10 protein-coding genes are annotated in these 12,062 nt (G+C 63.1%); 5 read left to right on the plus strand and 5 right to left on the minus strand.

The window, feature by feature from the left end; translation table 11 throughout:
- Positions 1-777 precede the first annotated feature (777 nt).
- Both Q8O80_RS01345 and Q8O80_RS01350 read left to right on the plus strand, forming a co-directional pair.
- Positions 778-1,776 (plus strand): tyrosine-type recombinase/integrase, encoded by a 999-nt coding sequence (locus Q8O80_RS01345; RefSeq protein WP_305576127.1) that lies wholly within the window; start codon positions 778-780, stop codon positions 1,774-1,776.
- A 277-nt stretch (positions 1,777-2,053) separates the two neighbouring features.
- Positions 2,054-2,290 carry an MbcA/ParS/Xre antitoxin family protein gene (locus Q8O80_RS01350; protein ID WP_305576129.1) on the plus strand — a complete coding sequence of 79 codons (237 nt, stop codon included), beginning with the start codon at positions 2,054-2,056 and terminating at the stop codon, positions 2,288-2,290.
- A gap of 346 nt (positions 2,291-2,636) precedes the next feature.
- Here the strand turns inward: Q8O80_RS01350 and Q8O80_RS01360 are convergent, their stop codons facing one another.
- Positions 2,637-4,082, minus strand: coding sequence for an FGGY-family carbohydrate kinase (locus tag Q8O80_RS01360; protein WP_305576131.1), 1,446 nt, complete (start codon positions 4,080-4,082; stop codon positions 2,637-2,639).
- Between the two features lie 111 nt (positions 4,083-4,193).
- On the opposite strand from Q8O80_RS01360, the gene Q8O80_RS01365 reads away from it, so the two are divergent.
- From Q8O80_RS01365 to Q8O80_RS01375, 3 genes are read left to right on the plus strand one after another with little or no spacing between them, the layout of a single operon-like run.
- Complete coding sequence (locus tag Q8O80_RS01365; protein ID WP_305576135.1) at positions 4,194-5,132, plus strand: substrate-binding domain-containing protein; 939 nt, start codon at positions 4,194-4,196, stop codon at positions 5,130-5,132.
- 51 nt (positions 5,133-5,183) lie between these two features.
- Positions 5,184-6,695 (plus strand): sugar ABC transporter ATP-binding protein, encoded by a 1,512-nt coding sequence (locus Q8O80_RS01370; RefSeq protein ID WP_305576137.1) that lies wholly within the window; start codon positions 5,184-5,186, stop codon positions 6,693-6,695.
- 4 nt (positions 6,696-6,699) lie between these two features.
- Entirely contained in the window at positions 6,700-7,662 is a 963-nt protein-coding gene (locus Q8O80_RS01375; RefSeq protein ID WP_305576139.1) for an ABC transporter permease, read from the plus strand.
- A gap of 373 nt (positions 7,663-8,035) precedes the next feature.
- Here the strand turns inward: Q8O80_RS01375 and Q8O80_RS01380 are convergent, their stop codons facing one another.
- The 4 genes from Q8O80_RS01380 to Q8O80_RS01395 form a co-directional block, all read right to left on the minus strand.
- Positions 8,036-9,082, minus strand: coding sequence for an NAD(P)-dependent alcohol dehydrogenase (locus Q8O80_RS01380; RefSeq protein WP_305576141.1), 1,047 nt, complete (start codon positions 9,080-9,082; stop codon positions 8,036-8,038).
- A gap of 53 nt (positions 9,083-9,135) precedes the next feature.
- Positions 9,136-9,861 carry an SDR family oxidoreductase gene (locus Q8O80_RS01385; RefSeq protein ID WP_305576143.1) on the minus strand — a complete coding sequence of 242 codons (726 nt, stop codon included), beginning with the start codon at positions 9,859-9,861 and terminating at the stop codon, positions 9,136-9,138.
- 31 nt (positions 9,862-9,892) lie between these two features.
- The gene (locus Q8O80_RS01390) at positions 9,893-11,512 is read right to left on the minus strand and encodes an FGGY-family carbohydrate kinase (RefSeq protein ID WP_305576145.1); all 1,620 of its coding nucleotides are present in this window, start codon (positions 11,510-11,512) and stop codon (positions 9,893-9,895) included.
- 28 nt (positions 11,513-11,540) lie between these two features.
- Positions 11,541-12,062: SDR family oxidoreductase (locus Q8O80_RS01395; RefSeq protein WP_305576147.1), on the minus strand; the 522-nt coding region annotated here is incomplete at its 5' end.

A 12,062-nucleotide genomic window follows, 5' to 3' on the forward strand; every position in this document is an offset into this window, starting at 1 on the left:
CGTCACGTTACTGCTCGAACGTTGCCGGCGTCCCTGACTATGCCAAATTTGGCGGGGGGGCGTGCCTCGAGTGGTTTCTCGTTCCACCTTTCGTCGTCGACGAAGCTGTCGAGCGGATCAAGGACGGCTCTACCGCCGAGCTGGGATACGATCCATAGACCGCCAGGCATGTGGCCTCCTGCGGCTTTCTCCTCTCAATGCAGGGCATCTCTATTTCTCGGCTACGCCTCGTAGGTGAGGTGTTCTGGTGTGATCGAGGTGTTCTTTTTTGCGTCTGTCTCGAACCGGCCGCCCCTCGCGCGATGCGCAGGGCGGCAAGCTTCGCCGGTTCGAGCCAGCCGTCGAATGCCCGTCACGACCGCCCTTCGCATCACATGGTGCTGCAGGGCGGCAAGCTCTCTTCGTTCGTCATGCCGGTCATTCGAGCATCTTTCCAAAGTGGAAAGATGCTGTCCATTCCAATGTCAAACCGCCCTTCGCTTACCTACGGTAAGCAGGGCGGCAAGCTCGCTGAAGAAGCTCGTTTGACATCGTAATGGCCGTATTCTCGGGGGGTTCCCGCCCCGACAATACGGCCAGCAAGAACACCTGATTTGGAGTGGAGAGAACACCTTTTACCAGTCGGGTAAGATGCCCTTATGTCAGTCGGGTAAGATGGGCTGTTTCACCCTCAGTCTGACCAGAGAATTTTGTCCTACCAGATTTACGTGCGGAGAAGCTTGAAAACCTGAGATCTGGAGTTATCTGGATTCCACAGGGACAGGCACCGAGGGTTTTATGACGCTCAATGAGCTGCGCCAATTTATGTTGGACCAGACTAAGGACATGAAGTTTGACTTGGCTGCCAGCACCCAGGTTGACTACCGACGCATCATCGAGGCCGTCGATGATGACTTCGTCGCCTATCTCCGTTCGGCACCCAACAGCACTTTCTACAAAAGAAAAGCTGCAATCCTTTGGCGCCTGAGGTTCTCTTTGGCGGAGAGCATCACCAGCATTGATGAAGCTTCGGCCCACGGTGAGACCAATTTGGGTTGGCGACTGGATCAGGCCCGCGTTTACGCGGAGTTGATCAAAAGCGTAGCCGCTGAAACACGGAAAAAGTCCCGCTCACAAAAGGGTAAAAGTAAAAAGATTGGCCTCAAGGCATTAAGCAAGAAGGGCGATTTCCGGGAACGTCTTGTTACGGCGGCCGGGAAAGCCGGAGTCGTCGGAATACTCCTGCTGTCGATCGCGGGTGTGCGTCCGGCAGAGATCGCCAAAGGTGTTGCTCTAAAGGCTTTTGGTGAACACGGGCTGGAAATCCACATCAATGGGGTAAAGCACACCCAAACCACCGGTCACGAGCGGCGAGCGCAAAGACATGATGCGCGCAGGTGGAGCCTTTCCGCGAAGCTGTTGACCTTTGTCAAAAAGGCCGGCGGCAACTTGCTGTTTTCCCGCAGCCCCGATTTGTTACGCGACGACATCAAAAGAGCGGCCGCGCGTGCAAAGTTGCCGCTTACGATCAGCCCTTACACGCTTCGTCACTGTTTTTCTGGAGACCTAAAGAAAGCAGGTTGGTCTCCCGTTGAGATAGCGAAAGCTATGGGGCATGCCTCGACAAGGACTGGCGGGCGGTACGCTCGAAAGCAATCAGCTGGAAGCGGCACCAGCAGTATGACGGCGGTGTGGGCTTCTGGCGAGGTAAGGGAGTTCGACAAGCCAACAGCAGAAGAATTCGCCAGAATGGGGCGTTCAAAATCCGAAGACTTGGCTATTGAGGGGCCTCAATAATCACAACAGGCGAGGCAATGGCCGCGGCAAGCGCAGTCTCCGCCCTCTCGCTAATAGCGGCGGTCTCCGACACGCCGATTCCTGGCCCTGACCGCACAGCGTCCGTCCATGGCATAGCCGGCCACCAGCGCTTCGATAGTAGGCACGGCGACCTGGACGATGGTGACGATGGGCAGCGGCCCGGATGCCAGCCACGACCATGTTGATCACCAGCTATGGGTCTGACCACCAAGCGTCTGGCCGCGGTGATCGGCGCCAGCGACCTACTGTTTCGCAAATGAAGGCAGGCGTCTTTGTGCTCGACGACAGGGGCAAACCCTATGAGCTGGCCGTGTTGCTAATCCGCCTGTTTCGGTCGCTCGACGCCATCGTGGGCGGCGACGCAAAGGTCCTGCGGCAATGGCTGATCAACCCCAACGCTGTCCTGGGCGGCAAGCCTGTCGACAAGCTCGAGACCGTCTCCGGATTAACCGACGTCCTTACCTATCTGAACGCCCGCCGCGCTCTCGTCTAGCGCCCGCCGCTATTCCGAGACGGCCTGGCGGCTGGTCGACACCCTGCCAGAGCTGTATCTGCTCAAGGAGATCCTCGACGAGAGCAAACCCGTTGTGCCGGCAGAATGCCAAGGGCTAAATATCTCCTCTAAACGCCATGCCGCTACGGCGCAGCCTATCCCCATGGCTCCGCTTCCGCCGGTGTGGAATGGGCTGGCCGTGATTTTTCACACATCCTCGGGTCGGTAGTCGACATTCGGTAATGCGCCCCATTTCGGCCCTTCAACCAATATCAGGTATTTCCCTTAAGCTGCCATTGGCGGCCATGGCCATACCTAGCGTTTCCAGTAAGACGGCATCTGCCGGTCAGAAGCGAGCGTTGAACGCGCGCAGGTTTCGATAGAGGGCGGAATATTTGCCGAGGCGGTCGGTGTAGTGGGCGGACAACCCCAGGTTGGGTTTGAAGGTGCGGTCGAAGCGGACGAGTCGCCGCACCACCTCGGGCAGAGGCGTGGCGGCGTCCTGCGACTGGCCGGCCAGAATCGCGGCGCCGAGGGCGGCGGCCTCCGGGATGGCGCAGCGGCGCAATGGGATGCCCAGGACATCGGCTCGCAATTGGCACCAGGCGTCCGAGGCCGCGCCGCCGCCGCCGATATTGATGATGGCGGGATCGACCGCAGCGGACAGTTTGAGCGCGTCGAAAGCCAGGCGGACCGAGAAGGCGATGCCCTCGAGCACAGCACGGGCCATTTCCGGTGCCCCGGCGCTGGGGTCGAGCCGCGCGAAGACGCCACGGCTGGCACTGTCCCAGAGCGGCGCTCGTTCGCCCTGCAGATGCGGCAGGAAAAAGGGGATGGTTCCCGTGGCATCGAAGGCCAACGCCGCGGTGTCGCCCGGCGAGCGTCCGAGGACCTGGGCAAACCAGCCCAGGGCGGCGCCACCGGTCTGAGTGGGTGCGGCATGCAGGGTAATGCCCGCGTAAGACGGGAACAGGATGACCCCGGCGGTCGGCACTATGGTCGAGGACACGAGGCCGGCGATCTCGCTGGTGCCGCTCTGGTACATGGCGTCGCCATCGGCCACGACGCCGACTCCGAACATGCCGCCCCAGGCGTCCATGGTGCCGATCACCACGGGCGTGCCGGCACAGGGCAGCCCGGGCTTGACCCGGCCGGCGACGGTGGTGATGCCGGCCAGCGGCGGCAGGCGAGCAGCCGCGCCCGGTGCAAGGGCCAGCAGGTCGGCGATGTAGCCCCCGGCATCGACGAGGCCCACCGCGGCGATCGTATCGGCCAGCACCATCCCGGTCAGCTGCAGGACGCTGTAATCCTTGGGCAGCAGCACATGCGCGGTGCGCGCGTAAAGCTCGGGCCAGACGCGGCGGACATGAGCCATGCGCGACAGGGCGTGGCTCGCATCGATCGGCATCGGCGCCCCAAACCAGGCCGTCTTCTGCGCGGCGTTGGTCTGGGCTTCGAGCGCTGCCGCATCGGGAGCCGCGCGCCCGTCCTGCCAGATGATGGCCGGCAGCAGTGGCGCTCCGGCGGCATCTACGAAGACATGTGTGTTGACCTGGCTGCAAATGCCGATGGCCGCAAGGCCGCCGAGATCATGGCCCTGGGCGAAGTGCTGCAAAGCGCCGAGCACCCCATCCATCCAGTGCTGGGGATCCTGTTCGGCATGCCCCGGATGCGGCCGGCTGGTGGGATGATGATGCACGAAACCGGCCAGGCGCCGGCCCTCGTCATCAATGAGCACGGCCTTGGTCGCGGTGGTGCCCACGTCCAACCCGATCAGGGTGATTTTTGCCACGCCCACGCTCCCAAAATCTCTAGCCGTCCCCTGACCTCTTCAATAAGGTGGCTGCGGGAAAAAGAAAACCAGTGGCAGGGTTGCAACCGCCACAGCAGGGGAACACATCACATGACACGTCACGCCCGGGCCATTCGTGCCCTTCTCGCCGGTACCGCGCTGCTCGCGACCGGCTTTTCCGCCACGGCTGCCGTGGCGCAATCCAAGATTGCTGTGATCACGCCCTATCTGTCGCAGCCGGGCACGCAGTTTTATGTGGAGGCCTTCGAGGCTGCCGCAGAGGGCAAGGACTGGGACGTCAATGTCATCGACACAGCCGGTGACGTCGCCGCCGTGATCAGCCGCATCGAGGACATGGTCACGCAGAATGTCGATGCCATCGTCATCAATGTCGATCCGACCCAGGTAACCGCGGGCCTGCAGTCCGCCAAGGACGCCGGCATCCCGGTGATCGGCATGGACGCCGGTGCCGATCCGCTGCTGGTGACCAATATCACCTCCAACGGCTATGCCATGGCCGCCGAAACGGCCACCTACGTTGCCGACCGCATCGATGGGGCGGGTAATGTGGTGATGTTCGTGTTCGAGGCTTTCCCGCCGGTGCAGGTGCGCGGCGTGGTGGCCGATGCGGTGTTCGGCAACTTCCCCGACATCACCATTCTCGACCATGTCACGCCTGACGTGTCCGACGGCGGCATTGCCGACAGCCGCGCCAAGATGGAAGCGATCCTCGCCGCAAATCCCGAGCCGGGCAGCGTCAAGGCGGTGTGGGCCGCCTGGGACCAGCCGGCGCTCGGCGCGCTTCAGGCGATCGAAGCGGCGGGTCGGGGTGGCGAAGGCATTGTCATCACAGGTATCGACGCCAATCCGCAGGCGCGCGAAGCGATTGCCGCCGGTGGCAATTTCGAAGCCAGCGTGGCGCAGGATTTCAAGGGTATCGGCGCCACGGCAGCCGATGTCGTCGCCCGCGTGCTGGCTGCCGAGGAGATTAAGCAGGGCTCGATTTATGTGCCGACCCAGCTGATCACCGCGTCCAACGCCGCAGAGTAAGCCGCCCATCGACCATTGCTGGCGGGTGCGCCCGCCGGCTCGGACAAGCCTATGACCCTTCTCTCCCTCAAAGACGTGACCAAGGCCTATGGCGGGGTGCCGGCGCTCAAAGGCGTCGACCTCAGCATTGCGCCGGGGGAAATCCATGCGCTGATGGGCGAGAACGGCGCCGGCAAGTCCACCCTGATCAAGATCCTGGCCGGCGTGGTCCATCCCGACACGGCCGATATCCGCATCGACGAACACCGCGTCGAGATCGGCAGCCCGCGCCAGGCCCATCGCCTGGGCCTGCGCTTCATCCACCAGGAATTCAACGTCGTGCCGGCCCTGTCGGTGGCCGAGAACATCTTCATGGGCCGGACCTATCCGATGCGCGGCGGGCTGTTCGTCGACTGGCGCAGGCTGAACCTGGCCGCGCGCGACACGCTGTCCCGGCTCGGGATCTGCCATATCGACCCGTCCCGGTCGCAGGGCAGTCTCAGCCTTGGCGACCAGATGCTGGTGCGCATTTCGAGCGCCTTTATCGGCGAGGATGGCGCGCCTGCCCGGCTCTACGTGCTCGACGAGCCGACCGCGGCGCTCAATCGCAGCGAATCCGAGCGCCTGTTCAGCGTCTTGCGCGAGCTGCGCGGCAGCGGCGCCTCGGTGCTTTATGTCTCCCACCGCCTCGACGAGGTGATGGCGATCTGCGACATGGCCACCGTGGTGCGCGACGGGCGCAGCATCGATACCGGCCGGATCGCCGACATCACCCACGATGACCTGGTCACCCTGATGATCGGCCGCAAGGTGGAAGAGGCCTATCCACCGGCCCTCGTGGCGCCCGGCGCGGACACGGTGCTGAGCGCCAAGGACCTGGCTGTTCGTGGCGGCGGCCGGATGTCCTTTGCCGTGCGGGCCGGCGAGGTGCTGGGGATTGCCGGCATCGCCAATGCCGGGCAGCGCAATCTCTTGCGCACGCTGTTCGGCGACCTGCCCAGCCATGGCGGTTCGATCACTTTGGCTGGCGAACGCTACCGCCCCAGGAGCCCCGCCGATGCCTGGCGCGCCGGCGTGGGCTATATCCCGCGCGAGCGGCGGTCAGAGGGACTGATCACCTCGCGCCCGATCTTTGAAAACATCACCCTGCCCCATCTCGCCGCCCAGAGCAGTTGGAAGATCTGGCTGACGCCATGGCGCGAAAAGCGCGTTTCGGCGCAGCAGGGCGAGCTGGTGCGCCTCAAGGCATCGGGTCCCGGCCAGCGCGTGCGCGAACTCAGCGGCGGCAACCAGCAGAAGGTGGTGTTCGCCAAGGCCCTGCTGGGCAAGCCGCGCCTGCTGCTGCTCGACGAGCCGACGCGGGGCGTCGATGTCGGGGCCAAGTTCGACATCTATTCGCTCATCCGCGACATGGCGGCGCGGGGCATGGGCGTGGTGCTGGTATCGTCCGACCTGCCCGAACTGATCGGCATGGCCGACCGCATCGCCGTGATGCGCGACGGCGCCGTCACCGATATCGTCGCGGCCAGGGGCCTCGACGAAGAACGCCTGCTCAACCTCTGCTATGGCCGCGCCACAGGATAGATCCATGCTCACCCTCCTCCGGCGCTACGGCACTCTGGTCGGCTTTGCCGCCATTCTGATCTTTTTCTGGGTCAGCCTGCCCGACACGTTCATGACAGCCCGCAACTGGCTCAACATTTCCCAGCAGATGTCGATGCTGATCGTCGTCGCCTCCGGCATGACCATCGTCATGGTGATGGGCGACTTCGACCTGTCGGTCGGTTCGATGGCCAGTCTTGCCGGCATCGTCGCGGCAATCCTGTTCACGTTCGACTATCCGATCTGGGCCGCCGTCTCTGTGGCCCTGCTGGTCGGGTTGGCGGGAGGCGCGGTCAATGGCCTGCTGATCAGCTTCGTCGGTATATTGCCATTCGTCGCAACGCTGGCGACCCTCACCATGCTTTCCGGCGTAGCCTTCGTGGTTAGCGGTGGCAAGACCATCTCCGGGCGCGCCATTCCCGAAAGCTTCGGCAATTTTGCCCGCGAGGGCATTGCCTTGGGCGATTGGGGCGGCGTCGCCGTCAGCCTGCCCAACCTGACCATCGTGGCCATTGTCGTGGTGGCGCTCGTCTGGGTGCTGCTGGAGCAGACGACGTTCGGGCGCAGACTCTATGCCATCGGCGGCAATATCGAGGCGGCCCATCTCAGCGGCGTCGCGGTGCGCCGGCTCAAGCTGATCGCCTTCTCGCTCACCGGCGGCACGGCGGCCCTTGCGGGCATTATGTATGCCAGCCGCGTCGCCTCCTCCAATCCCACCCAGGGCAGCGGGCTGATGCTCAATGCCATCGCTGCGGTGTTTTTGGGCTCGACGCTGAGCGAACATGGGGAGCCCCGCCTGCTCTATACGATCGTTGGGGTGCTGGTGCTGGGAGTGTTGGACAATGGCCTGACCCAGCTCAGCGTCGACAGCTACGTGCGCCAAATCCTCGTTGGCGGCATCATCCTTCTGGCCGTGTCGACCAGTTCATACGCCCGCCGCCTGAACTAGGCGGCACCCGCGTTGATCAACCCAGACATCTTACCGGCGAAGCGCCTTGGGTGATAACGAGGCAAATTTGCGCCCCTTTTCTGCCATTCGTGCACTATACGCCAGACTCTAAGAGCGGACGGCGGACTACGAAAACGATCACTACCGGGATGGGAAAGGACGGCACTTTCGGCTGTCCAAGCAAAGGCAGGCGAAAATGGGATCTAGCTGCCGCAATGCTTGCCTATGTCCTTTGGTGGTCAGCACCATCGAGAACCTGCCGTTGCCGGGCTCTGGGGAAGAGTAGGAGCGCGACCGGCCAAACGAGCATTTCTGGCTCGAGCTGCAGGCAGGATCGCCAACAGCCGCCCTCCTCCACCGGTTCGACAGCCCTTCACTCAGGCATTCTGATCTGGATTTTGACATCATCGGGCCGCGCTTCCACCGCCCGGTCAAACGCCTTGACGCTGTCTTCAAAGGCGAAGGTCGCCGAAATCAGCGGCTTGAGATCGACCTTGCCCGAGGCAATAAGCGCGATCGCCCGGTCATATTGGTGGGCATAGCGAAACACATTCTCGATCCGCAGCTCCTTGATCGAGGCGCCAGCAATATCGACCGCCACCGGCTCAACCGGCAAGCCGACCACCACAATGGTTCCCCCCGGGCGTGGCAGCTCCATGATGGTCTTCCAGGCCTGCGGGGATCCGGAACATTCAAACACCACATCGGCCCCCCAGCCCTCGGTAAGCCGGGCGACTTCCTCGACCACGTTCTTGTCCCGGATATTGACGGGGATGATGCCCTGGTATTGCGCCGCAATGTCGAGCTTGGGCTGGGCCAGATCGGCCACCATGACGCGCGCGCAGCCCCCCGCAAGCGCCGCCAGGGCAACCATGGTGCCGATCGGCCCCGCCCCCAGCACAACGGCCGTATCGCCCGGCGCGATCCGCGCCTTGCTGGCAGCCTGCATCCCCACCGCAAACGGCTCCACCATGGCGCCCTCGGCAAAGCTGACATGGTCGGGCAGCTTGAAGGTATAATTGGCCGGATGCACCACCTCGGCAGTCAGCACGCCATGCACCGGCGGCGTCGCCCAGAAGCTGACGGCCGGATCGACATTGTACATGCCCAGCCGGCTGGCCCGCGAATTGGCATCGGGAATGCCCGGCTCCATGCAGACCCGGTCACCGACCATGAGATGGGTGACGCCGGCGCCGACGGCACTGATCGTGCCGGCCGCCTCATGCCCCAGCACCATGGGCGCCTCCACCACAAAGGGACCGATCTTGCCATGGGTATAGTAATGCACGTCCGAACCGCACACGCCCACCGTATGAATGGAGATCCCGACCATGCCTGGCCCGACATCGAGCGGCAGGTCGATGTCGCGCAGGGCCAGCTCGTGCTGGCGTTCAAGAACGAGGGCGCGCACTTTGGTCATGGTCGAACTCCACAGAGAGGCGTAACAGGATCGCCAGGGGAAAGGTGGTCTAATCAGACCGCGAGGAAACCACCGTCAACCGGCAGGACAGTTCCCGTGATCATACGGCCGTCATCGGACAGCAGCAGCGCGATGCTTTGCGCCACTTCTTGGGCTATTGCGAAACGGTTCAGCGGATGGCGCACCATCATCGGCGCGCTCTTTGCCGGGTCGCTCCAGGCTTCGGCGGCCAGTTCCGTCAAGGTTATGGTCGGCGCGACGCAGTTGACACGAATGCCATGGGGCCCGAGTTCCTTGGCCAGAACGCGACTGGCGCCCTCCAGCCCTGCCTTGGACGCGGCGTAGCAGAGATGATCCTGGAAGCCGCGGTGACCGGCAATCGAGGTGATGTTGACGATGGCGCCGCCGCCGCCGGCGGCGATGCGTGCCCGGGCAAATTCCTGGCTGGTTATCAGGGCAGCGCGCAGGTTGATACCGAGCACTGCCTCGTACCCGGCTTCCGTCATCCCCGTGACACTTTCGAGGACGTTGACGCCGGCGCTGTTGACAAGGAAATCGCTGGTGCCGGCCTCGACCATTGCCGCGCGGGTCGCAGCGACATCGGCCAGGTCGACCCTTATGGAGCGGCCGCCGATCTCAGCGCGCAGGCTGTCGAGGTCCGATTGCGTACGGCTCATGGCGATAATGTCGGCGCCCCGCGCGGCAAGCAACTGCGCCGTGGCGCGGCCGATGCCCTTGCCAGCGCCGGTGATGATGATGGTCTTGCCGGAAAATTGCATGATGTCTCGCTGGGATGAAATGGTGGGGACGTCAGTTCAGATGTGTCGTCATCGTTTGGCGGATGTCGCGCGCCGTTTTCTGCAACAGCAGGAACGCCGCATAGCGCGCGTCCTGAAGGGCGCGTGATTTGGGATCGGGCGTGCAGGTGATCGCAATGCGGGACATTGCCGCCATTGCCGCTTGTAGCGTCGGAAATACTCCGGACGCGACGGCGCCAAGCATTGCCGAACCAAGCAGTACCGGCTCTTCGCATTCGGTCACGTCTATCGGCAGGCCCGTGGCGTCTGCCAGAATCTGTCGCGTCAGCGGATGCGCGCCGGCGCCACCGCTGACACTAATGGTCTGGACGGGCGCACCGTGATCGGCCTGCGTCTCGATGATCTGGCGCAGTCCATAGCCGAGGCTGCAAATCCCGGCGACATAGAGCGCAACCAGAGAATCCTCTCCCGTTTCCATGCCTTGCCCCATGATGACAGCGCGCGCATGCGGATCGGCGAAGGGCGCGCGATTGCCCATGAATTCTGGAACGACATGCAGGTCATGGAGCAGAGCGACGGACGCGCTGGCGCCACCGGCCAGCTCCAGTGCCCGATCGGCAAGCCATTGTGGCAAGGATTTGCCCGCGGCCGCCGCCAACCCTTGGGCCTGGGTGGTGGCCGAATGCAACTGGACCAACTGGTCGATAGCAGCGCCGGCCGCAGATTGGCCTCCTTCATTCAGCCAGGCGCCCGGGATCATAGCGGAATAATAGGGCCCCCAGACACCAGGCACGAAGGCCGGCTCGCGCGTCGTGGTCATTGTGCAGGACGAGGTACCGAACACATAGCCCAGCGCCCGGGTAGCGTTGCCGCCTGCCGCCACAGTGCCGACGCCACCGGCATGGGCATCGATCAATCCCGCAGCGACGGATGTGTGGGGACGCAGACCAAAGGCCGCCGCGGCTTGGCTGGTCAGTCCCTGGGCCAGAGACGATCCCGGGTGAACGACACTCTGTCCAATTCGGGCAAAACCGTCATCTGCCAGATCACCCAGACCGATCTGGCGGAAGTAGCTGGGATCCCAGCGCTGTTCATGGGCGAGATAGGTCCATTTACAGGTCACCGTGCAGGCCGAACGATCCAGCGCGCCGCTGGCCTTCCAGGTCAAAAAATCGGTGAGGTCAAAGAAATGCTCGGCTCGTGCATAGACGTCTGGCCGATGTTCGCGCAGCCATAGAAGCTTTGGCGTTTCCATTTCAGGGGAAATGCGACCGCCGACATATTTTAGGACATCGTGGCCCTGCTCGTTGATGCGTTCCGCCTGCTCAAGTGCACGATGATCCATCCAAACGATTACATTGCGGTCAGGATGAGATGGATCGCCCACAGGAAGACCTGCTCCTTGGGGGCCAATCACCACCAGCGAACAGGTCGCGTCAAACCCGATGCCGACAACATCGACAGGGTCAATCTTCGCGGCGACGACGCATTCACGCACGCTGGTACAGACGGCATCCCAGATTTGCGCACTCGACTGCTCGGAGATGCCGCCATCCTGGCGGTGCATGATCACGGCGCGCTTGGCTGTGGCCAGCATCCGACCGGCAGCATCGAAGACGCCGGCTCGGGCCGAGCCGGTGCCAACATCAACGCCGATCAGATACTGGGCCAAGGTCACTCTCCGTGTTGTGAAGATCGTGTCAGACGCGATCGAAATTGGTCGGCAGCACGATCATGTCGCGGATCGTTACCGTCCGCTTACGCGTCAGCATGTAGACGACGGCGTCGGCAACCTCTTCAGGGTCGATCAGGCTGCCGCTTTCCTTGGCCTTGCGCAGGTTTTCCTCTGGCCAATCGGCCAGCAGCGCCGAGATGACCGGGCCTGGCGAGACCTGCGATACGCGCACGCCATGCGGAATCATCTGGCGCCGCATTCCCTGCACAAAGCTGGTTATGGCCCATTTGGACCCCGAATAGACGGGCTCCCAATAGGTCGGGAAGTGACCGGCAATGGAGCAGGTTACGACGATATCGCCCGTCTTGCGCGCGCTCATATGCGGCACAACGGCATGAACATTCTTCATGACCGCGTTGACGTTGAGGTTGAGCATATTGTCGATGGCCTCGGGCGTGGTCTCGGTGATGTCGCCGCCGATATAGGTTCCCGCATTGCAGTAGAGGATGTCGATCTGCCCAACCTTGCCCAGGATTTCAGGGATCAT

The sequence above is a fragment of the Devosia sp. genome, from assembly GCF_030689745.1.
GTDB classification, from domain to species: domain Bacteria; phylum Pseudomonadota; class Alphaproteobacteria; order Rhizobiales; family Devosiaceae; genus Devosia; species Devosia alba.